The following is a 22,153-nucleotide window of genomic DNA, read 5'->3' on the forward strand; positions in this document are numbered from 1 at the left end:
CTTAATACATGCTCAGTTCATCATCTGAATTAACAAAAACTTTGTTGACTCGTTCAGAACTGAAATCTCTTAAAGATCCCATCCCGAACAGGTCCCACACGTTTGCTTGCCTGATTGTTAAAGAGCGCCTCACCCGTGGCACCGCGCTGCTTCGCGTCGTTGCCCCGTCGAGGAGTGCGCATTCTAGAGAGTTCGCTCCGGGAGTCAAACCCTTTTTCGCACTTTTTTAAAAAAACCTGCTGGCCACCTGAATCCCTCTTACACTGTCCAGAAGGCAGACAGTAAAGCTTACTATTTGATCGTTACGCGAGCAATCTTCTTCTTCCCTGCCTGAATCACGTGACAGTCACCTCGAGAAAACGTCCGCTCTTCATTAATCTGAGCTCCATCCAGATACACAGCACCGCGACCAAAGACATCTTTGGCGGCCTTGCCATTCTGCACAAGGCCAGCCTCTCGGAGCAACGGCAGGATATGAATACTATCCTGCTCCCCCAGACTCACCTCAACCTCCGGCACATTGTCCGGTATCTGGCCCAGCGCAATCTGGTTACCCGCAGATTTGGGGGCCGCTTGCGCAGCCTCAGCACCATGGAACCGCTCTACCATCTCCAACGCAAAGGCTTTTTTGGCCTCCTGGGGCGAGCCCAGCGTATCGGATTCAGCCTTCAATGCCTCAATGCGCTCATTAGAGCAGCTACTGAGCAGCTCATAATAACGCCAGGTGAGACTATCAGGAAGCGAGAGCAACTTGCGGTACATCTCACCCGGCGCGTCACTGACTCCAACATAGTTACCCAGCGACTTAGACATTTTTTGCACGCCGTCCAGCCCTTCCAGAATCGGCATGGTCAGGCAGATCTGCGGCGCCTGACCGTAGCTCTTCTGCAGAGTCCGCCCCATTAGCAGGTTGAACTTCTGATCCGTCCCGCCCAGCTCCACATCCGCCTCCAGCGCCACGGAGTCATAGCCCTGCACCAGAGGATAGAGAAACTCATGGATGGCGATGGGCTGATTGCTTTTATAGCGCTTGTCGAAATCATCACGCTCCAACATCCGTGCCACCGTGTATTGACCCGCCAGCTTAATCATGCCGGCCGCACCGACCTCGTTCATCCAGCTGGAATTAAAGGCCACTTGGGTCTTGCTTTCATCAAGGATCTTGAAGACCTGCTCTTTATAGGTCTCCGCGTTACGCAGTACATCCTCTCGACTGAGTGGCGGCCGAGTGGCGCTCTTACCCGTGGGGTCACCGATCATTCCAGTGAAATCCCCAATCAGGAAGATCACTTCATGCCCCAACTCCTGGAATTGGCGCAGCTTGTTGATCAATACCGTATGCCCCAGGTGCAAATCCGGGGCGGTGGGATCGAAGCCCGCTTTCACTCGTAACGGCCGGCCCGATGCCAGTTTTTCTCGCAGCTCTTCTTGCTGGATAATTTCATCCGCACCGCGGGTAATAAGTGCCAATTGCTGATCCACCGTGGCCATGCCTACCTCTAAGTTTCGGACACATTAATGAAAGCGGGACATTGTAACACTTGAACGCGGCCAGAGAAGGCAGGTATCTTTGCAGGTCAGTTTTCGCTGTGCCCCGCGGGCGTGCCAGCCTCTATTTATCCAACTCAGGCCCTCACAGACTCTCAATGAAACAACTTATCTTTGCTGCCGGCAGGCTGGTGCGCCAGTTCCCACGCACTCACTTACTGCTGAGCATGGTATTGCTGGGCGGCGTCATTTTGATCGCCTTTCGTCCAGACAGCACCGAACTCCCCTCGGAACGCATCCAACCCATCGGTTTACCGGAACGCATAGCACCTGCTCCGAGCCCCCAACGCGCCAGCAAACCGGCGCCAGCCACGCCACAGTGGCAAACGCTGACCGTGCAATCCGGGGACAGCCTGTCTTCGTTACTGCACCCGCTAGGCATTGGAGCAGGGCAGGTTCATGCGTTACTCAAAAGTGATGACAAGCTGAAACGGCTCACCCGCTTGCGCCCCGGAGAAACGCTTGAGGTCAGCGTTGATGACAGTGGCGCTCTCACCAGCGTGCGTTACCACCCCTCGAAAGTTGAAACTCTCACCGCACGACTGACGGACAGCGGCTGGAATGTGCGCCTGAGCCAACGGGAATATCAGAAACAGATCCGCTTCGCCCACGCTGATATTACCGGCTCCCTGTTCTTGGCCGGGGCTGCAGCGGGCATCACCGACCGGCTCACCATGCAACTGGCCAACCTGTTTGCCTGGGATGTGGATTTTGCTCTCGATATTCGCAAAGGCGACCGCTTCCGCATTCTCTATGAAGAGCTCTATCTTGACGGGGAAAAAGTGGGCGAAGGCGATATCTTAATGGCCGAATTCTGGAATCAAGGCCGCCATCTCACCGCCTTTCGCTACGAAACTCTGTCTGGCGACGTGGAGTACCTGAACACCAAGGGCGCCTCCATGCGCAAGGAATTTATCCGTACCCCCGTGGCCTTTTCTCGCATCAGCTCCCGTTTTAACCCTGGCCGCAAACACCCGGTACTGAACCGCATTCGCGCCCACAAGGGCACCGACTATGCCGCCCCTTCTGGCACCCCCATCAAGGCCGCAGGTGACGGCAAAGTCATCTTCGCTGGGGTGAAAGGGGGCTATGGCAACGTCATCATTCTTAAACATGGGCAGATCTACTCCACCTTGTATGCTCATATGCGCAGCTTTGCCAAAGGGATTCGCGTGGGTAAACGAGTCACCCAAGGACAAACGATTGGCTATGTAGGCTCGTCCGGTCTAGCCACCGGCCCACACCTTCATTACGAGTTCCGCATTAACGGCGTACACCGCAACCCGCAAACCGTGCCGTTACCCAAGGCCCGCGGCATAAACGACAACGAGAAAGCAGAGTTCCTGATCGCCGCCAATCGACTGAAGGCGCAGATGACCCTATTCTCTGAAGCCTCCACCTTGGCTAGCAGCGATGTCTTCTAAGACGCTGCCATCCCTGTTTATCGGCTTGATGACAGGCACCAGCGTGGACGGGATTGATGCCGTCCTGGCCAGCATTGGTGACAACTATTTCAGTCTTGTCAGCACCCTGAGCCAGCCCATCCCGGCAAGCCTGCGTGGCGAAATTCTCGATCTGTGCCAGCCCGGCGGTAACGAAATCGACCGGGCCGGCAGCGCCAGCCTGCAATTGGCCCAGCATTATGCCAGCACCTGCCAGGCCCTGCTCTCCCAGGCTGACATTGCGCCTGAGGAAATTCACGCCATCGGCTGTCACGGCCAGACCGTGCGCCACCGCCCACAGATACCCGGCTTCAGCGTACAGCTGGGCTGCCCGGATACTCTGGCAGTCAAAACCAACATCCCGGTGGTCAGCAATTTCCGCAATAAAGACATCGCCCTGGGGGGGCAAGGCGCCCCGCTGGTACCCCCCTTCCACCGACAGCTATTCGCTCGCCCCGATCAACGCATCGCCGTGGTAAATATTGGCGGCATGGCCAATGTGACTCTGCTAGAAAATGACCACCTCATCGGAGGCTTTGATACCGGCCCGGGCAACGTATTGATGGATAGCTGGGTCCAGCACCACCACCAACAGCCCTATGACCGCAACGGCGACTGGGCCGCCAGCACCCAACCCGACTTGGCCCTGCTAAACAGCTTGCTGAACGACCCCTATTTCCGCCTGCCGCCTCCGAAAAGCACCGGCCGAGAGCACTTCAGCCCTGACTGGCTAAACAGAACACTGGCTAATCACCGCCTGACCGCTAGCGCAGTCCAGTCCACGCTGGCAGAACTTACTGCCCGCTCGATCAGTGACGTGCTCGCAGACTTCCAACCGGACCAGGTGTTGATCTGCGGCGGCGGCGCCCATAACCGGCATTTGTTGGAGCGTCTCCAGACGTTGCTAAACACCTCGGTCACCAGTACCGCCGAACAGGGGCTAGAGCCTGACTGGGTGGAAGCCGCCGCCTTTGCTTGGCTGGCCTGGGCGCGCATGGAAGATAAACCAGGGAATGCACCGGTGGTCACCGGGGCATCAAGGGAGGCAATATTGGGACAGATCACCCTACCGTGAGCAAACCACAAGGAGCACAAAAGGTAAGAGCGTAAACATAACTCCCTGCAAGTGTTTCCCGCGCCTACCCTACAAATCGGGCAACGACTAGGCGTAGCTCAGCACACTATCGGCGGCCCCTGCTTCAGGCTCGCCGCGACGTGAAGCTTGAGCCTCAAACCAGCCAGAGCGCAATCATCGCGCAACCGAAGCCCAGCGCCGCTCCAGCAAAGATATCAGAGGGATAGTGGACCCCCAACAGCACCCTCGACAGCCCCACCATCACCGCCAGACCGAGGGCCAGAGCTATCGCCGGTGGGTAGAACACGCAAAGCAATGAAGCCATCACAAAAGCCGCTGCGGTGTGGCCGGAGGGAAAGCTGAAACGGTCCGCCGGCTGAATAAACGCCGACAGGCTTTCCAGCGCATCCGCCGGCCGGGGCCGCTTGATGAGATGCTTCAGCAAAACAAACAAGGGAACCTCTAGTGCGTAAGCCGCCATGGCGGTCAGGGCAAACTCACTACCCCCCAGGCGATCCATCCACCAGATGCATAGAGTCAGGGCCACATAAAACGGGCCATCGCCGAGGCGAGAAACCATCCTCGCCAAACGGGCCCGACGGGCTGCCTGTGGTTGCTGTAGCAACCAGCACATGGCCCGGGTGTCTGCGGCGGTCATTCGTTGAAATGTCGGCTTTGTCGTCATCATGGGTTCAGTATCTACCCGAAAAGCGAAAAAATGTTGATTGAACGGTGAATTTTTTGTGACAGCAGAAGGCTGGGGCACGCAAAAGGCGACACACAAAACCTCAAAGGGACCCAGGAAAAACGGCAGGCTATTGGACCGCTCCAAGTGCACTCAGGAGGCACTTGTTACGTTTTTTTGATGGATAAAGACAACAACTTAAGAGTTTGACCTAGATTGCGAAGCAGCCTAAAAGGCTGAGCAACCAAGGAGGTTTCAACAGCGGCTAGACGGAGAAAGAAGACCCGCAACCACAGGTAGTAGCTGCATTAGGATTGCTGACCACAAAACGTGAGCCCATCAGGCCTTTTTCGTAATCGACCTGAGAGCCATCCAGGTACTGAATGCTCATGGCGTCCACCAACAAGGTGACACCTTCTTTCTCCACCGAGGTATCGTCTTCGTTTACCGCTTCATCAAAAGTGAAGCCATAGGAAAACCCCGCGCATCCGCCACCGGTAATGTACACCCGTAGCTTCAGGTTCGGGTTTCCCTCGTCGTCACGCAGCTCTTTGACTTTGGCGGCGGCGGCATCGGTAAATGAAATCGGTGCTAACTCGGTCATACTCTCGCTATTGGCTGGCATCTGGGCAGAAAAAGTCCGCTCAGGCAGAGAAATGCCTGAGCGAGCTGATTATGTTCCAGTACCCGACCAAAACAGTCAAGAATTATCCGCGGCCGTTTTGCCTGCCACATCCTTGGCCGCTGGCTTATCTGCCTGTTCCGGCTTGGCGATTTTGTTGGCATCCGGTCCCGGTAAATTACGACGCTCGTCATCCAGACGCACCAGCTTTCCATTCACCCGTGCCCCCATGACCATTTCGATCATCCGGTAATATACGTTGCCTTCCACAGACGCTTTTTCCGCCAACTCCAAGTTTTCATTGGCGTGCACATCCCCTTCCACACGCCCATTGATCACCACTTGGGCGACTTGAATTTCGCCTTTCACAACACCGCTTTCGCCGATCACCAGGCGACCGCCATCCTTGCCCACGCTAACATTGCCTTCCACGGTGCCCTGGATGTGCAAGCCACCGGAAAATTCAATATCACCACGAACGGTTGCGCTAGGCGCGATCAGGGTATGGTTACGGTAATCTTGGGACGATGCCCCTGTAGTCACTGCAGTTTTTTTGTCTCGGCCTAGCACACGTCTCTCCTACTGCCATTTTATGGTTTTCTGTGTCTGGTAACGGTTTCTGCCGCCGCTCTCAGCATCCACATCCACCGCCTGCACCGCTACCCCTTCGGGCACCTTAAATCGGCCATTCAGCTCTTGGAAGTAGCGAAACCTGAATTGCGTCTCGCTTCCCTCTTCAAGCCAATCGCGTCCACCAACAATAACCGCTTTGCCATTCTTTTCACCGTGCAGTTGCAGGCTAATATTCCCGGACAGGTATCCCCGGTTATCACCTGATTGGACCAGAACCACTCGATATTGATATTCATCCGTATTGTTATCCTGCTGCACGGTCATTTTTTCAATCTGCAATCCACCGTTAGCCCCTGCCGGCGCCATTACATTCTTGTAGAACAGCACCGCTTCTTCCAGCTCGGCCACCTGATCCTGCAACGCCTTGATCTCCTGGCGCACTTCTTCGCGGGCCTCCAGGGTCAATTCAGAATCTGCTCTGAACACCGCCAGTTCATTACGCGCAGTTTCCAGCTCTGCATCCAGAATAGTGACCTCTCCGCGCAGCCGACGATTGGATTCCGAGGCATCCAGAGCCCCGCCAGCGCCCAGCCAGCCGCCAAGCAAAAATAGCAACACCGCTACCACAACCGACACCAGCGCCCAAAGCCGCCGCCGCTTTTTCTGCTGAGAAGGGCTCACCGGCACCAACATCACATCATCGATGCCCGTGCGATTTTTTGGCTTCCTTGCCATAATTACGGCGCCAGCGGAACCACTGCCAGTCCCGCCCCCTCATCCAAGCCAAACATGATATTCATGGCCTGCACCGCTTGACCGGACGCCCCTTTCACCAAGTTATCAATCACTGACAAAACGACGATCACGTTCTCTTCCCTAGGCTGATGCAACGCAAGCCGGCACATATTGGCGCCTTTCACGAAACGCGTCTCCGGGTGGCTGCCCAGCGGCATCACGTCTACAAAGGGTTCATCGGCATAACGGGCTTCAAACGCTGCCTGAATTTCTTCCAGCGGAGGCGCCGACGCGGTGAGCTGAGCGTAAAGGGTGGCATGAATACCACGAATCATGGGAATAAGATGCGGCACAAATGTAGTGCTTACCGGGCCACCGGCGATATCCGCCAGCCCTTGCTCGATCTCTGGCAAATGCCGGTGGCCACTGGCGCCATAGGCCTTGTAGCTCTCTCCTGCCTCAGCCAGCAACATCGGTACCTTGGCGCTTTTGCCGCCACCACTGGCGCCACTGGCCGCGTTAGCGATCAGCTGATCGGGTTTGATCCAGCCGTTTTCTAACAACGGCAAATAGCCCAGCTGGATCGAGGTGGGATAACAACCGGCGCAGGCCACTAGCCGAGCCTCACGAATCGCTTCGCGGTTCACTTCCGGCAGGCCGTAGACCGCATCCGCCAACAACGCTGGGCAGGCATGGGGTTCCCCGTACCATTCACTCCACAGCTCATGATCGCGCAGCCGGAAATCTGCTGACAGATCCACCACCCGCACACCGGCATCCATCAACTCGGGCATCATCCGCATAGCCACATTATGGGGTGTAGCAAAGAACACCACGTCACAGCCCGCCAGCCGTTTTACATCCGGCGCACTGAAGACCAGATCGGTACGGCCACGCAGAGACGGAAACAGGTCAGCCACCGCCACGCCGGCTTCACCACGAGAGGTAATCACATCCAGTTCAGCATGGGGGTGATTAACCAACAGGCGCAATAACTCAACCCCGGTATACCCGGTACCGCCGACCACACCCACTTTCAGCGGTGCACTGGCTTGTGCTGGCTGAGAAGACATATCCCACTCCTGAACTGCATCAATAAAAGGAAGCCCTGCATGATAGGGGCGCCATCGATCAGCGGCAAGGAAGTCCCCCCCCCCATAACCGTCTCGCCTTCCCGGTTACGGTCACCCGGGCAATTGCCGCTCTGCCTCTTTCCCTCCGCCCATCGACCCGGCTTTTTCGTTGCCACGTTCCGCCGGTTTGTCCTGGGGCTTTTCCAGCGCCATACCCTGACCATCAGAGAGCCGATAAGCTAGAGAGTCATACAGCGGCCGAGGCCAGACAATTTTAGCCACCGCCGCCGACAGTAGCGCCCCCGCCATAAGCGGCAATAGGATATCGTGGCGGTTGCCGGTCAACTCCATCACGATCACAAAAGAGGTAATCGGCCGCTGTATCACTCCGGCCAGAAACGCTGCCATCGCCACCAGCGTTACCCCTACCAGCGACGAGCCAGGAAAGAAACCACCCACCACGTTACCAACACCGGCGCCAGCAGCCAGGCTAGGGGAAAACAGGCCACCGGGGATCCCGGTAAAATAGGACACCAAGGTAGCGGACATTTTCGCCAATGCAAAAGTCCAGTTACCCGGCTGCTCACCGCTAAGCAAGGTAGACGCTTGCTCATAGCCGCTACCATAAGTAGCCCCCCCGGTGATCAAACCAAGAAAGACCAGCACTAGCGCGCACAGCACAACCACACGATAAGGGTGCTCCTTGGCATAGGGAGAGAGAAACTGGCTTCCCTTGATCAACAACCGGCTGAAGAATCCACCCAGAAGCCCACACACCAGCGCCGTCACGCCAATAGCCGCCCAGTCCTGGGTGATATCCAGCGCGCCGTCTGGATGCCCGAAGAAACTGTAGTGGCCCATTATCATCAGCACCACCACACCGGAAAGAATAATGGCCATAATCAGTGTGCCGCTGGTGCGCTGCTCGAAAGAACCAGACAATTCCTCGATGGCGAACACAATCCCCGCCAAGGGCGCGTTGAACGCCGCCGACACACCTGCCGCGCCACCCGCCACAATCAAGGAGTTATCCACGTACTTCTGATTAAGCCGCCCCACCCGACCCACCGAATACATCATCGCCGCGCCCATATGCACACTGGGACCCTCGCGGCCAATACTGGCTCCGCACAGCAGCCCCAGGCAGGTGAGCACAAATTTACTGAGGATCATGCGTAACGACAGAAAGGCGGGGCGCAACCAGTGGTAACGCTGCTTGAGCACCACCAACACCTGGGGGATACCACTGCCCTGAGACTCGGTGCCCAGCTGCCTCATTAACCAGACAATAACCACCATGCCCACCGGGGTAATCAACACCGGCAAGTATGGGGAACGGGCATGAATTTGGGTGAAAGTGTGGGACGCCAACTCTGCTACCCAAGCAAACGCCACCACCAGCAAACCGACCATGACAGCGCCGGACCAGAACACCGCACGCAGCTTCCAGTCCTGCCAAGAGCCCAGCTGGCGGCGACTCAGACGCCGAGTGCGAAACAGGTAGTAACGCATCAAACGACTATGACGTGGCCGCTTATTCACAGCGCTCCTTTACGTAAGACGGCAGCAAGTGGACCGGAAAGAAAAGAGTTAAGCCTGTATAGTGTACGCTCACTGGAAACATCTCTCCAATGCCGCCACCCATAAGGGAAATCCCATGCAGTTTGCGCTCGACTACTTTCTCTGGATCAAGGCCTTCCACTTGATTGCCGTGATTTGCTGGTTTGCCGGTATTTTCTACCTGCCGCGCCTGTTCGTGTACCACGCCATGTCTGACGATCAGCCGAGCCGCGAACGTTTTAAAATTATGGAACGCAAACTCTACCGGGGCATCATGAACCCCAGCATGATTGTCACTGTGGTTCTTGGGCTATGGATGTTCATGGCCAATATCGACGCCTATAAAGGCAGCGGCTGGATGCATGCCAAGCTAGCCCTGGTGTTCCTGCTGATTGGCTATCACCACGTTTGCTTGTCCTACATGAAAAAATTCGCCGCTGATGCCAACACCAAAAGCGACAAGTTCTACCGCATCTTCAACGAAATCCCGGTTTTTCTGCTCATCGCCATTGTGATACTAGTGGTAGTGAAACCATTCTAAGACGCACCTCGTACTGGGCGCCCTGTGTACCTGCGCTAAGCCGCCGCCCAGCATCAAGTACTAACATCAGGCCTTCCAATGAAACCCAACATTCTTGTTATCGCCGGCCACGATCCCTCCGGGGGGGCTGGCATCCATGCCGACATTGAAGCCATTCAGGCACTGGGCGGCTTCGCCTCTACCCTGATCACCGGGCTCACCGTTCAGAATAGCCAGAATGTGCGGGGCTTCCGGCTCACCGAAATAGACCTACTGCAACAGCAAGCTGACGCACTACTCGACGACATGGACTATCAAGCGATAAAAATCGGCATGACCGGCTCCATCGCCATCGTCGACTTCATCACTCAGCTACTCCAACGGCTGCCCAATGTTCCAGTGATTTTCGATCCGGTACTGGCTGCAGAAGCCGGCGGCAGCTTAGCGCAGGAATCCCTTGTCGAGGCAATGCTCGGCACCTTGGCGCCACTGTGCGACGTGATGACCCCCAATTTACCGGAAGCGCAGGTATTGAGCGGCCAACAGCGCGTCAGTGACTGCGGCCAAGTCCTGGTGCAGCGTAGCGGCTGCGCTACGCTAATCACCGGCACCCATGACGATACCGATCAGGTAGTCAACCATCTGTTCACAGCCTCCGGTGAAGAGCAATGGCACTGGGACCGATTACCTCACCGCTACCACGGCTCTGGTTGCACCCTGGCGTCGTCCATTGCCTGTTTGCGTGGCCACGGCCAGTCGCTGGACAGTGCCGTGGCCAATGGCCAGGCCCACGTGGACAAATTCTTGCGCAGTGCCTTTCAGCCCGGACAGGGACAATACATTCCCAACCGTCAACCCTGAGCCTGCCATGTCCCTCCATCGTCTCCACGGCCTCTACGCCATCACCGACCCGGTGCTGACTCCAGACGAGCACCTGCTACCCGCCGCCGAAGCGGCGCTGCGCGGCGGCGCCAAGCTGTTGCAGTACCGGGACAAAACCGCCAGCCCCACCCAGCGAGAATACCGAGCCGCCCAGCTACGCCAACTGTGCCACCAGTACCATGCCCTGTTTATCATCAACGACGACCCCGCTCTAGCGGCCCGAGTAAACGCTGACGGAGTCCACATCGGCCAGAGTGATGGCGGCATCAAAGCCGCCCGCGATAAACTGGGCGGCTCACGTATTATCGGCGTCACCTGCCACGGCGATCTGGCGTTGGCCGCCGGCGCCGCTGAAGCCGGCGCCGATTACCTGGCCATGGGCCGCTTCTTTAGCTCACACACCAAACCCTTAGCGCCACCGGCCTCGCTGGCCGTACTGCGCCAAGCGTGCCAGCAGTTTCATCAACCCGTGGTAGCCATTGGCGGGGTGAATCCGGATAATGCGCCGCAACTGATCGACGCTGGCGCCGTGTCCGTGGCGGTCATCCACGCCCTCTTCGGACAAACCGACACGGATGCCATCGAAGCCGCAGCACGCCAACTCAGTGCCTGCTTTCAGACCAGCCGGTCTGCCCCATAGCGAATTGATTCAAGAGGACACACCATGCCCCGCAAGCACTCTGAACAGCTTTTCCGCCAGGCCCAGAAACATATCCCCGGCGGCGTTAATTCCCCGGTGCGGGCATTCAAAAGCGTAGGCGGCACACCGGTGTTTTTCCATTCCGCCCGTGGCGCGCACCTGTTCGATGAAGACGACAACAAATACATCGATTACGTGGGCTCCTGGGGCCCCATGATCCTCGGCCATAATCACCCCCATGTAGTCGCCGCCGTGCAAGCAGCCGTTGAGCAGGGTTTGAGTTTCGGCGCCCCCACCGCCACCGAAGTGGCCATGGCCGACAAGGTCTGCGAGCTCGTACCCTCCATGGATATGGTGCGCATGGTCAATTCCGGCACCGAAGCCACCATGAGCGCCATTAGACTGGCCCGCGGTTATACCGGGCGCAACAAAATCATCAAGTTTGAAGGGTGCTACCACGGCCATGTAGACAGCCTGCTAGTAAAAGCCGGCTCCGGCGCTATCGCTATTCCTGGCTCTCCCGGCGTGCCGGAAGCGGTGACCGCCGACACCCTGGTACTGGACTACAACGATGCCGCCAGCGTCACCCAAGCCTTCAAGGAACACGGCGATGACATCGCCGCCGTAATTGTGGAGCCGGTGGCCGGTAACATGAATTGTGTTCCAGCCACTGAAAATTTCCTGCAGACCCTTCGCCAGCAATGTGACGACAACGGCGCGGTGCTGATTTTCGACGAAGTAATGAGTGGTTTCCGGGTTGCCTTGGGCGGCGCCCAGGGCCATTACGGCATCACCCCGGATATGACCACCCTAGGCAAGATTGTCGGCGGCGGCATGCCTGTGGGCGCCTTCGGCGGCAAGCAAGCCATCATGGAGCATCTAGCGCCATTGGGTCCGGTCTATCAGGCGGGCACCCTGTCCGGCAATCCAGTGGCCATGGCCGCGGGCCTCGCGACCCTGAACCTGATCAGCGAACCCGGTTTCCATCAAGCTTTGGCCGAAAAAACTAGCCGATTGCTGGAAGGACTGACAGCGGCCGCCCATGCCGTGGGAGTGGCATTCACCACGGCACAAGCCGGTGCCATGTTCGGGCTGTTTTTCACCGATCAAAATCGCATCAGCAGCTTTACAGAAGTCATGGCCTGCGACAGCGAGCGTTTCAACCGTTTCTTCCACGCCATGCTGGACCAAGGCATTTACTTGGCCCCTAGCGCATTCGAAGCCGGTTTTGTCTCTGCTGCGCACAGTGATGACGATATCGACGCAACCATCGCCGCCGCTCGCAAGGCCTTCGGGAAAATTTAAACGCAGGGCAGTCAGGATCACCTGTAGGAACAACGCTTAGGGTATGAAATCCGCGGCAGCGGGAAGTTGCCTGAAGGCAATGAAACCTGTCCCGTTACTCAGAGAAGCGGGTACGGCTTTCCTCGCCAAGGCGCAGGTTCACGCCTCCAGAGCCGCGCCTACAGGCGCCTTTAATAGCGGTATCCTTAGTCGCGCACGAGCGCCGCCCTTTTTCCGCCGGTCAGCGCCAGCAAATCCCGCGGCGCCATGGCGATCTCTAAGCCACGGCGACCGGCGCTCATGTAAATCTCCGCCTGCTCAGCAGCACTGCTATCCAGATATAACGGCAAACGCTTCTTCTGCCCCAGTGGGCTAATGCCACCCAGCACATAGCCGGTTAGCCGTTGGGCTTTGTCCGCCGGACACATCTGGGCTTTCTTTCCCCCATGGGCGCGGGCCAAACACTTCAGATCCAACTGATGGGCCACCGGCACCATGGCCACCACCGGGGCATCATCCACTAACGCTAGCAGCGTTTTGAATACCCGCTCCACCGGCAAGCTCAATGCTTGCGCCGCTTCCAACCCGTAACTTGGCGCTTTTGGATCGTGCTCGTAACTATGCAGCCCAAACGCCACCTTGGCGCGTTTAGCGGCGTTTACCGCCGGCGTCATGCCTCAAGCGGTTTCGGTTCGCGCAATACCGCCGCACGCTCCCGAGCCGCTTTCGCTCCGCCCGCATTGCCCTGTCGATCCCGCGCGGTCGCCACCAACTCCCACAACCCGGCTTGATACTCCGGATGCTCCGGCGCTAACCGCAGTGCTTTAAGAGCAAAACCTTCTGCCCCGCGAGCATCACCCTCAGTGAGCCGCAAGTCCGCCAACTCCTTGTATAGCCAAGATGAGTCAGGGGCGATATTCAGCGCTCGCTCCAGATACCGTTCTGCCCGAGAGCGGTTTCCTTGCTGCCTCGCCTGTTCCGCACTGGCTAACAGGCTCAGTGCCGGGGAGCCCTCCAGTTCTTGGCTAGCGCTCATTGGTTGCTGCGGCTCGTGCATAACGGGCTTCACCGCACACCCTGCCATCACCACACTCAGCAGACACAATCGAACAAGCCTGTGAAAAAACAACATTCTGCCCCCTATTGTATTAAACGCGGGTTGAATTGAGAGGGCTGTCTAAACGGCATCGTGCTGGCCGCTAGCAACCCGCCCAAACCACAGTAATCATGGCCCTTAATCAAACAGCCCCTTGAACCACCCTTTGATGCCCTTACCAGTTTGCTTCACTGTGCCACAACCATCGCTATCTTCGGGAATGGATGCCACCAGCATAGGGTAACGGCGTGCATTGCCACAGCCTTCTGCGCTAACACGGCGGCCGTCCTCGTTCATCCATACCCATTCCACACTGGCAGGGGCCGTTTGCGACAGGCTGCGCTGGGGCAGCTTGCCCATCAATTTGGCCCACACGGGCAGAGCCCCACTGGAACCGGTGATGCCCGCGTTCTTATTGTCATCGCGACCGACCCAAACCACCGCCAAATGATTGGCCGAGAAACCGGCAAACCAGGCATCGCGGAAATCGTCACTGGTTCCGGTTTTACCGGCCACTTTCAGGTCCGCCGGCAACGACGCTCTGGCTGCCCGGGCAGTGCCTTTTTCGACTACCTGTTGCATGGCCCACTGGGTCATAAACGCCGGCCCGGCGTCCACCACTTCATCAGTGCTAACGGGATAGCGCGCTAACGGCTGCCCATCCTTATCCAACACATCGGTAATCGAGCGTAATCGAGTGCTAAAGCCGCCTGTGGCCAGCGGTTGATACATCATCGCCACCTCGAACGGCGTTAGCTCCAGGCTGCCCAGCAAAATACTCGGGTACAGAGGAATGTTTCGTGTCACCCCCAAGGTCTTCATGGTATCGGCCACCTTATCTAACCCCACATCCAGGCCCAGCCTGGCTGTGGCCTGGTTACGGGACAGCGCCAACACATCCACCATGGGCATGGCGCCCTTGGCCTTCTTGTCAAAGTTTTGCGGCGACCACACGCTCCCATTAGGCAATTTCACCTGAATGGGGCCGTCTTCCACTAGCGTAGCCAAAGAGTAGGTTTTCGGTTTCTGGACGGCGGATAACACCACCGCCGGCTTGACCAGTGAGCCCATCGGCCGTTGCGCATCCAGCGCCCGGTTAAAGCCGGCCTGTCGTGAATCCCGGTTGCTCACCAACGCCAGCACGTCACCCTGAGCAGGGGCCACTATCACCACTGCACCGTTGAGCTTTTTCGCTTGCTTAGGGTCGCGGTGATCCAGATGTTCCGTCAGCGAGCCTTCTGCTGCCAGCTGAGCCAACACATCCAGGGTGGAGTGAATATGCAACCCTTCATCGCTGAGCACTTCCGGCGGGTAGTCCCTCGCCAACTGGCGGCGAACCAGATCAATAAACGCCGGAAAGGCATACAGTGCAGACGCCCCCCGCGGTACCACTTCCAGAGGCCTGGCGCTGAACTTGTCGTAATCCGCATTAGACAAGGCGCCTTCGTCGCGGGCCACTTTTAATACCGTATTGCGGCGCTCCATGGCTCGTTCCGGGCGACGACGTGGGTCGTACCAGCTTGGGCCCTTGAGCAACGCCACCAAGGTTGCCAGCTGATGAGGCTCCAGTTCTGTTAGCGGCCGGCCGAACAGAAACTGCGCACCCAGCCCCATGCCATGAATAGCGCGGGCACCATCCTGCCCGAGATACACCTCGTTCAGATAAGCCTCGAGAATCTGCTCTTTGCTATAATGCAGCTCCAACAGCAAGGCCATTGGCATTTCCATCAACTTGCGTGACAGGGTCCGATCGGAGCTGAGCCAGAAATTTTTGACCAGTTGTTGCGTTAAGGTGCTGCCACCCTGCACTAAGCTACCGGCCTTGATGTTAGCCAGCATTGCGCGGCTCAGTCCGCGCAAAGAAATCCCGTGGTGGTCGTAAAAACTGCGGTCTTCCGTGGCAATCAGCATATCCACCAGCAACGGCGGCGCCTTATCCAGCGGCACCAACACCCGATCTTCCGCGTGCTGGGGGTGAATACTGCCAATTTGCAGCGGCTCCAGCCGGGCCAAGCGGTCACCTCCTGCTTCCAGACTGCGAATTTGGCCACCGGACAAGGACAAACGGATACGCTCTGACTGCTCGCCACCATCACTGTCGTTAAAGCCACGGGTATGAATCAGCAGAGAATGGCCTTGTACCGTAAAGCTACCGGGCGTGCTGGCTCGGGTATCACGCCGATAGCGCATCAAATCCAGCAACTTGAGCATGTCATCTTTGGACAACACACGGCCTTCATACAATTCCACCGGGCGAGCATAAACCCGTGCGGGCAATTGCCAGGCATGTGAATCGAACCGTTCGCGCACCAATGCATCCAAATACGCCAAACCGGCCGCCCCCAGAACCAGACACACCAGGCTCACTTTCGCGATAAATGGCCAACTGAACCAACGCCGGCGCGAGGAGGAGGGTTTCTTTTTTCGACTGGATTGCCGCCGCGATTTTGCGGGGGACTTTTTCGTTTTTTTCGCCATGGGCCGGAGTATAGAGAAAATTGTGGGTACTTTATGAGTGTGGAGGAACAAATATGTTCCCGGGGGGATAAACGCCTCACGTTTAGCGTACAAATTTTGCATGCTGCGCCTGGCAGCCCATAATAGCCGCCCCTGCAATCCGCTTCGGAGCTTCCATGACAAAGAAATATGACGTTTACGCCCTCGGTAATGCCCTGGTAGACACGGAAATCGAGGTCAGCGACGCCTTCTTACAGCGTATGGAAGTAGACAAAGGCCTAATGACGCTAGTGGATGAAGCCCGCCAGGCAGAACTGCTTGAAGCTCTCGCCGATGAAGCTGAACCCCGCAAGCAAACCAGCGGCGGCTCCGCCTGCAACACCGTGGTGGCCACCCGCTATTTCGGCGGTAATAGCTACTACGCCTGCAAAGTGGCCGACGATGCCACCGGCAGCATATTTGTCGATGACCTAACCACCGCCGGCGTGGACACCAACATGAATGGGCCGCGAGACAGCGGCGTTTCCGGCAAATGCCTGGTGATGTTGACCCCGGATGCCGAGCGCACCATGAACACCCACCTAGGCATTTCAAGCCAAGTCTCCAACGCAGAACTGGACGAGGCGGCCATCGCGGCCAGCCACTATGTGTACCTGGAAGGCTATTTGGTCAGCGGCGACAGCTCCCGGGCTGCCGCCATCAAACTCCGCCAGCTGGCCGAAAAGCACGGGGTCAAAACCTCACTGACCTTCTCCGACCCGGCCATGGTCCAGTTTTTCAAAGACGGCCTGAATGAAATGCTCGGCGAACACGTAGACTTGTTGTTTTGCAACGAAGCCGAAGCCACCAGCTTTACTGGCACCGATAATGTAGACACTGCCTTGGCTGCGCTTAAATCACGCTGCGGCTCCGCCGTGATAACCCTCGGCGCTGAGGGCGCCTTGGCTTGGGATGGTGAACACACACACCGGATTGATCCGGTTCCGGTAAAAGCCATCGATACCAACGGGGCCGGCGACATGTTTGCCGGCGCTTTCCTGTATGCCATTACCCACGGCCATGACTTTGTCGCCGCAGGGAAATTGGCCTCAGCCGCCTCTGCGCGTCTCGTCAGCGAATTTGGCCCGCGCTTGCCGGCAGAGGTTCACCTGCAGCTTCGCAAAGCCACGCTAGGCGAATAGTCCTAAGACGGAAATTGGCGCTCGCCAATCTCCGTCTTTTTTCTACGACAGATAGCCTGTAAACATTTCCACCGAACAGCATTACGGAAAGCTCCGAACCATGGAACACATTTGCAACATCAACGACATTGAACACGAAAGCGCACGGGAATATCAGAAAGATGGCCAACCCGTTTTAGTGGCAAAGTTCGACGGGCAAGTCCATGCCTACCTCAACTGGTGCCCGCATCTGGGCATTGAGCTGAACTTCATGCCCGATGAGTTTATGGACAGCGACAGCCAGTTCATCATGTGCGCCAACCACGGCGCCCTGTTCGAAGTGGAAACCGGCAACTGCTTGTCTGGCCCCTGTAGTGGCGACAAACTGATCCCGGTGCCACTGGAAGTGCGGGGCGAGGAAATCTGGCTCGGAGAAGTGCCGCAGCCGGCGTAGTAAGCCGAATGCTCAAACCTGACGCCAGAGGCCAATACCGCAACAGCGTCTTCCTTACTTGTTGATCACATAGGCCGTCCATGTCTCATCCCTTCGATAACCTGACCCCCGATTACATGCTGGATGCCGTAGATGCCGCCGGCTTCCTCAGCGACGGCCGCCTGCTGCAACTGAACAGTTTTGAAAACCGGGTGTATCAGGTGGGACAGGAAGACGGCCCTCCGGTGATTGTAAAGTTTTACCGTCCACAGCGCTGGAGCGATGAACAAATTCTCGAAGAACATGCCTTTAGTTTGTTCTTGGCGGAACGGGATTTGCCAGTGGTAGCCCCCATAGAGAAGGGTGGCACCAGCCTGTTCCACTGCGATGATTTTTCTTTTGCGGTCTTTCGCCGCGCTGGCGGCCACGCACCGGAACTGGCCAACGACGATCACTTGGAGCAACTGGGTCGCACCTTGGCCCGCTGGCATGCCTGCGGCAGTGACCGCCCCTACACGATGCGTCCCACCCTGCAGATCGTCGACGACATCCGTACCGCCAGCACCTTCCTTTGCGACGACGTAGTGGACCTGAACTACCGCGGCCAATACCGGGACGTAACCGGCCAGATACTGGAAAAGGTGGCGCAACAATTAAACGAAAGTGCGTTCCCGCTACTGAACGTGCATGGCGACTGCCACACCGGCAACATCCTCTGGCGGCCCAACGCCGACAATCAGGGCGGCCCCCACTTTGTGGATCTGGACGACAGCCTACGAGCCCCTGCCATGCAAGACATCTGGATGCTGCTCTCCGGCGATAACGATGAGCAGCAGCACCAGCTTCGGGTCCTTGCTCGCGGCTACGACACTTTCCTGCCGTTCCCCTGGAATCAGACCCGCCTAATCGACCCGCTGCGTCTTCGCCGCATTATCAACTACGACGCTTGGCTGGCCAAACGCTGGGACGACCCGGCCTTCCCCCCCGCCTTCCCGTGGTTCGAATCGATGAACTACTGGGGTAATCAAGTGACCCTGTTGCAGCAGCAACTACAGGACCTCCCCTAATCAACGCCAGCCCTTTACTTGCAGGCCCCATTTCCCCAAGGGCACAGCACCGAGCCACAGAAGCGGCATCCCACATCCGGCGCAATGGGCATTAAATAAGCCCTACAAATCAAGGGGCAACGGCTCTTTTAGCCTGAAGCACTGCGCCGACACCTCGCTCTTCCAGGCCAGCACCTCCACGCCATTCTCTATCGCCTCGCGCAACAACTGTCCATAGCGGGCATCGATCTCATCCGCCGGTCGCGCCGCCGTGGCGCCACTGTGCTGAACGCAAAAGAACAACACCGCGCGTTTTCCCGACGCGACCACATCCATCAGCGTCTGCAAGTGCTTCTGGCCCCGCTCGGTGACCGAATCCGGAAAAGCGATGACGCCGTCATCCTTGTCATCTGGCCCCGGACCCAGGGTGACGTTTTTCACTTCAATAAAGGTATGTGGGTCGGCCCGCTCGCCCAGCGCCAGGTCAAAGCGACTGTCCCCGTATTTCACCTCCCGCTCCACGCCACTGGTTGGATCCAGCATGGGGAACTGTCCGGCCCGCACCGCTTCTTCCACCAACGCATTGGGGCGGGCGGTATTGACCCCGGCCCAGTGACCGTGAGCCACCTGCAAGGCTTCCAGGGTGTGGCGATATTTGCGTTTCGGATTGCCACTATCCGAAATCAGCGCCTGCTGTGGCCCGCCCAACACACAATTTTTCATGGAGCCGGTGTTCGGGCAGTGCACGGTAATTTCGCTGCCATCGGCGCGAACCACATCTGCCATAAACCGTTTGTAGCGCCGCAATAGCGTTACGGTTTCCAGCGGGGGATCAAACTTCACAGGGACTCCAGATACTGTTCCAGCCGACGCAATGCCTCTGTTAGCCGCGCCTCGCTGCAAGTGTAGGCCAACCGCACAAAATGCCGGTGATCATGACCTTGACCAAAATCCAACCCAGGGGTCATAGCCACCTTGGCCTTTTCCAGCAGGTTCGCACAGAAAGCAAAACTGTCGTCGGTGTAATCACTCACATCCACGTACACATAGAAAGCACCATCCGCCCGCGACACCACCGGCAATTTCAAATGTGCCAAACCATTGAGTAGACACTGGCGGCGGCGCGCCAATAATTGATGTCGTTGCTCCAAAATGGTCAGGGTCGGTTCCTGCAGTGCAGCCAACGCCCCATACTGGGCCGGTGTAGAGGGCGCAAGAAACAGGTTCTGAGCCAGCCGCTCAATGGCCGGCACCAGCGGCTCCGGGGCCACCAACCAACCTAACCGCCAGCCCGTCATGCAGAAATATTTGCTGAAACTATTGATCACCAACACAGGAGCCGAACCAGCCAGCACCGATGACGCTGGCTGGGTGTAACACAGACCCTGGTAGATTTCGTCCACCAACAAAATGCCGCCTTTTTCTTGCGCGCCCTGCGCCAGCTGCTGCAAAACCTCCGCCGGCACCATATTACCGGTGGGATTATCCGGGCTAGCCACCATGGCCACTCGAGTATTGGCTTGCCACTGCGCCATAAACGCTTCGGAGTCCACATTGAAATGGTTGCCGGCCTGCAGTACCACCGGCTGCGGTTCGCCACCCACCAGGCGCACGAACTGTCGGTTACAGGGGTAACCAGGATCGGTCAGCAGCACACCGTCCCCCGGATTGAGCAATGCCGCCAGCGCCAACTGTAGAGCCCCCGACGCCCCTGGCGTCACGACCACCTGCGCCGGGCTGACTTGAGCCCCAAAGCGCTTCCGGTAATCGTCCGCAATCGCCTCACGCAGTGCCGGCAAGCCAGCGGCAGGGGTATAGCCGGTGCACCCGTGCGTTACCGCGTCCTGAATGGCTGCCAGCACCGGCTCAGGGGTAGTGAAATCCGGCTCCCCCACTTCCAAGTGAATCACGTCATGTCCTTGAGCCGACAGTGCTTGTGCCCGCTCCAGCAAGGCCATCACATGAAAAGGCGGAATGTGCCGAGCGAATTCAGACAGGCTCGGTGTCATGGTCATACTCCCTGAAAATACGTGACTAACGGTGCCGGAAAGCAACATCCCGATACGGCACAGCAGGGCAAAAACACAGGAAAGAGCGTTCTGTGAAAAGATTCCTCTTTCCTGTTGCGCCCGCATGGCTATAATCGGCCAGATTTTCACCAACAGCGGCCAGAAAATGTTCAGCGGCCCCCGGATTGGTGACAACCCTTGCTCTGACGGGGTAAGGTCGAAGATTACATCATGACTGGCCTTGACGATATCAGGCTGGCACCCAAGGATTGCGGGTTACCGATAGAGAGTCGCGAAGATGCTAAGGGAGTTAATTAAAATGGCCACCGGCAAGAAAAAGGCCCCTAAGAAGGCGGCTGTCAAGAAAGCCCCAGCGACGAAACCCGCAGTCAAAAAAGCGGCAACCAAACCCACGGCCAAAAAAGCCGTTGCAAAGAAATCTGCTGCCAAAAAAACGGCCAGCAAAGCAGCCTCGGCCGCCCCTAAGAAAGCGGCCACCCAGAAACCCGCTATCACAAAGGCTCCCGTAAAAGCCCAAGCTAGCAAAGCTCAGACTAAAACTAAACCGGCGCCCAAGGCGGCCGCGAAAAAAGCCACCACTAAAAAGGCATCTCCCGCGGCACCGAGAACAAAATTACCGGCCTCAGGCAAGGCCACCGCAGCCGCCCGAGCTGCTGCTACAAAAACAGCCGCACACGCGGGTTCTGCACGGACAGCAACTACCGGCAAAAGGACTTCGCCGAGCCGTTCCCCCTCTTCTGCTCAGGTAAATCCGAAAGTGAAAAAGAAAACCACCAGCTCCTCCGCATCACAGGCTCAGGTTCACGGCTTCACGCCTTACCAGCCCGGCCCTGATGAGGAATACATGAACGAAACACAACGCGACCACTTCCGTAACATTCTGCTGGCTTGGCGCCAGGAGCTAATGGAAGAAGCGGACCGCACCATGCACCACCTGCAGGACGAGCAAGCCAACCTGCCCGACCCGGCGGATCGCGCCACCCAGGAAGAAGAGTTCGCCTTAGAGTTACGCACCCGCGACCGTGAGCGCAAGCTGCTCAAGAAAATCGAAAAAACTCTCGATCTCGTGGGCAAGGACGACTATGGCTTCTGCGAAGCCTGTGGCATAGAAATCGGCATCCGCCGCTTGGAAGCTCGACCCACCGCAGAGATGTGCATCGATTGCAAAGAACTGGCCGAAATCAAAGAACGGCAAGTGGCGGGATAAACCCTCAAGTTTCAAGCGGCAACGCGTATAACTTCAAGTCGAGCCCCACACTGGAGCCGCGCCTCAATTTGGTATGCGGCCTCCA

The 22,153-nt window shown here is 57.5% G+C and carries 22 protein-coding genes; 10 read left to right on the top strand and 12 right to left on the bottom strand.

The genetic code is table 11. From position 1 onward, the window contains the following. Nucleotides 1–291: 291 nt before the first annotated feature. Complete coding sequence (gene tyrS, locus ABNH10_RS06535; RefSeq protein WP_349385177.1) at nucleotides 292–1,491, bottom strand: tyrosine--tRNA ligase; 1,200 nt, start codon at nucleotides 1,489–1,491, stop codon at nucleotides 292–294. Nucleotides 1,492–1,646: 155 nt separating this feature from the next. Between tyrS and ABNH10_RS06540 the strand changes: the two genes are divergently transcribed. Beyond that, nucleotides 1,647–2,972, top strand: a complete 1,326-nt coding sequence (locus tag ABNH10_RS06540; RefSeq protein WP_349385178.1) for an OapA family protein — start codon at nucleotides 1,647–1,649, stop codon at nucleotides 2,970–2,972. Then, nucleotides 2,962–4,065, top strand: coding sequence for an anhydro-N-acetylmuramic acid kinase (locus ABNH10_RS06545; RefSeq protein WP_349385179.1), 1,104 nt, complete (start codon nucleotides 2,962–2,964; stop codon nucleotides 4,063–4,065). Before ABNH10_RS06540 ends, ABNH10_RS06545 begins: the two co-directional genes overlap by 11 nt. A 154-nt stretch (nucleotides 4,066–4,219) precedes the next feature. On the opposite strand, the gene ABNH10_RS06550 is transcribed toward ABNH10_RS06545, so the two are convergent. From ABNH10_RS06550 to ABNH10_RS06575, 6 genes are all read right to left on the bottom strand, one after another. After that, entirely contained in the window at nucleotides 4,220–4,753 is a 534-nt protein-coding gene (locus ABNH10_RS06550; RefSeq protein WP_349385180.1) for a phosphatase PAP2 family protein, read from the bottom strand. Nucleotides 4,754–5,015: 262 nt separating this feature from the next. Continuing rightward, nucleotides 5,016–5,354, bottom strand: coding sequence for an iron-sulfur cluster insertion protein ErpA (erpA, locus tag ABNH10_RS06555; protein WP_502877116.1), 339 nt, complete (start codon nucleotides 5,352–5,354; stop codon nucleotides 5,016–5,018). Between the two features lie 96 nt (nucleotides 5,355–5,450). Next, a complete protein-coding gene (locus ABNH10_RS06560) occupies nucleotides 5,451–5,942 on the bottom strand; it encodes a bactofilin family protein (RefSeq protein WP_349385182.1) in 492 nt (163 codons plus the stop codon). Nucleotides 5,943–5,951: 9 nt separating this feature from the next. Continuing rightward, the gene (locus ABNH10_RS06565) at nucleotides 5,952–6,680 is read right to left on the bottom strand and encodes a DUF6776 family protein (RefSeq protein WP_349385183.1); all 729 of its coding nucleotides are present in this window, start codon (nucleotides 6,678–6,680) and stop codon (nucleotides 5,952–5,954) included. Nucleotides 6,681–6,682: 2 nt separating this feature from the next. Then, nucleotides 6,683–7,753 (bottom strand): N-acetyl-gamma-glutamyl-phosphate reductase, encoded by a 1,071-nt coding sequence (argC, locus tag ABNH10_RS06570; RefSeq protein ID WP_349385184.1) that lies wholly within the window; start codon nucleotides 7,751–7,753, stop codon nucleotides 6,683–6,685. 111 nt (nucleotides 7,754–7,864) lie between these two features. Next, a complete protein-coding gene (locus ABNH10_RS06575; protein WP_349385185.1) occupies nucleotides 7,865–9,295 on the bottom strand; it encodes a chloride channel protein in 1,431 nt (476 codons plus the stop codon). Nucleotides 9,296–9,410: 115 nt separating this feature from the next. Here ABNH10_RS06575 and hemJ point away from each other — a divergent pair, with 115 nt between their 5' ends. The 4 genes from hemJ (at nucleotide 9,411) to hemL (ending at nucleotide 12,660) form a co-directional block, all read left to right on the top strand. Next, complete coding sequence (gene hemJ, locus ABNH10_RS06580; RefSeq protein ID WP_349385186.1) at nucleotides 9,411–9,854, top strand: protoporphyrinogen oxidase HemJ; 444 nt, start codon at nucleotides 9,411–9,413, stop codon at nucleotides 9,852–9,854. A 78-nt stretch (nucleotides 9,855–9,932) separates the two neighbouring features. Continuing rightward, nucleotides 9,933–10,694, top strand: coding sequence for a bifunctional hydroxymethylpyrimidine kinase/phosphomethylpyrimidine kinase (gene thiD / locus ABNH10_RS06585; RefSeq protein ID WP_349385187.1), 762 nt, complete (start codon nucleotides 9,933–9,935; stop codon nucleotides 10,692–10,694). Nucleotides 10,695–10,701: 7 nt separating this feature from the next. Beyond that, nucleotides 10,702–11,355, top strand: coding sequence for a thiamine phosphate synthase (gene thiE, locus ABNH10_RS06590; RefSeq protein WP_349385188.1), 654 nt, complete (start codon nucleotides 10,702–10,704; stop codon nucleotides 11,353–11,355). Between the two features lie 24 nt (nucleotides 11,356–11,379). Then, entirely contained in the window at nucleotides 11,380–12,660 is a 1,281-nt protein-coding gene (gene hemL / locus ABNH10_RS06595) for a glutamate-1-semialdehyde 2,1-aminomutase (protein WP_035459379.1), read from the top strand. Nucleotides 12,661–12,845: 185 nt separating this feature from the next. Here the strand turns inward: hemL and ybaK are convergent, their stop codons facing one another. The 3 genes from ybaK to mrcB all read right to left on the bottom strand — a co-directional run bounded on the left by ybaK (nucleotide 12,846) and on the right by mrcB (nucleotide 16,213). After that, nucleotides 12,846–13,313, bottom strand: a complete 468-nt coding sequence (ybaK, locus tag ABNH10_RS06600) for a Cys-tRNA(Pro) deacylase (RefSeq protein WP_035459380.1) — start codon at nucleotides 13,311–13,313, stop codon at nucleotides 12,846–12,848. Further along, nucleotides 13,310–13,675, bottom strand: coding sequence for a tetratricopeptide repeat protein (locus ABNH10_RS06605; protein WP_349385189.1), 366 nt, complete (start codon nucleotides 13,673–13,675; stop codon nucleotides 13,310–13,312). Before ABNH10_RS06605 ends, ybaK begins: the two co-directional genes overlap by 4 nt. Nucleotides 13,676–13,873: 198 nt before the next feature. Beyond that, the gene (gene mrcB / locus ABNH10_RS06610) at nucleotides 13,874–16,213 is read right to left on the bottom strand and encodes a penicillin-binding protein 1B (protein ID WP_349385190.1); all 2,340 of its coding nucleotides are present in this window, start codon (nucleotides 16,211–16,213) and stop codon (nucleotides 13,874–13,876) included. Nucleotides 16,214–16,368: 155 nt separating this feature from the next. Between mrcB and ABNH10_RS06615 the strand changes: the two genes are divergently transcribed. The 3 genes from ABNH10_RS06615 (at nucleotide 16,369) to ABNH10_RS06625 (ending at nucleotide 18,852) form a co-directional block, all read left to right on the top strand. Continuing rightward, complete coding sequence (locus ABNH10_RS06615) at nucleotides 16,369–17,373, top strand: adenosine kinase (RefSeq protein ID WP_349385191.1); 1,005 nt, start codon at nucleotides 16,369–16,371, stop codon at nucleotides 17,371–17,373. A gap of 100 nt (nucleotides 17,374–17,473) precedes the next feature. Next, complete coding sequence (locus ABNH10_RS06620; protein WP_011587644.1) at nucleotides 17,474–17,806, top strand: Rieske (2Fe-2S) protein; 333 nt, start codon at nucleotides 17,474–17,476, stop codon at nucleotides 17,804–17,806. Between the two features lie 80 nt (nucleotides 17,807–17,886). Next, nucleotides 17,887–18,852: a serine/threonine protein kinase gene (locus ABNH10_RS06625; protein ID WP_046961644.1), complete on the top strand. Its 966-nt coding sequence runs from the start codon at nucleotides 17,887–17,889 to the stop codon at nucleotides 18,850–18,852. 102 nt (nucleotides 18,853–18,954) lie between these two features. On the opposite strand, the gene sfsA is transcribed toward ABNH10_RS06625, so the two are convergent. After that, nucleotides 18,955–19,674, bottom strand: coding sequence for a DNA/RNA nuclease SfsA (sfsA, locus tag ABNH10_RS06630; RefSeq protein ID WP_046961643.1), 720 nt, complete (start codon nucleotides 19,672–19,674; stop codon nucleotides 18,955–18,957). Further along, on the bottom strand, nucleotides 19,671–20,846 hold the full coding sequence (locus ABNH10_RS06635) for an aminotransferase class I/II-fold pyridoxal phosphate-dependent enzyme (RefSeq protein ID WP_502877117.1): 1,176 nt from the start codon (nucleotides 20,844–20,846) through the stop codon (nucleotides 19,671–19,673). Before ABNH10_RS06635 ends, sfsA begins: the two co-directional genes overlap by 4 nt. Nucleotides 20,847–21,705: 859 nt before the next feature. Between ABNH10_RS06635 and dksA the strand changes: the two genes are divergently transcribed. Beyond that, entirely contained in the window at nucleotides 21,706–22,068 is a 363-nt protein-coding gene (gene dksA / locus ABNH10_RS06640; protein WP_349385205.1) for an RNA polymerase-binding protein DksA, read from the top strand. Nucleotides 22,069–22,153: the final 85 nt, after the last annotated feature.

Origin of the sequence: Alcanivorax sp. (assembly GCF_040119285.1) — a bacterium.
Classification (GTDB): domain Bacteria; phylum Pseudomonadota; class Gammaproteobacteria; order Pseudomonadales; family Alcanivoracaceae; genus Alcanivorax.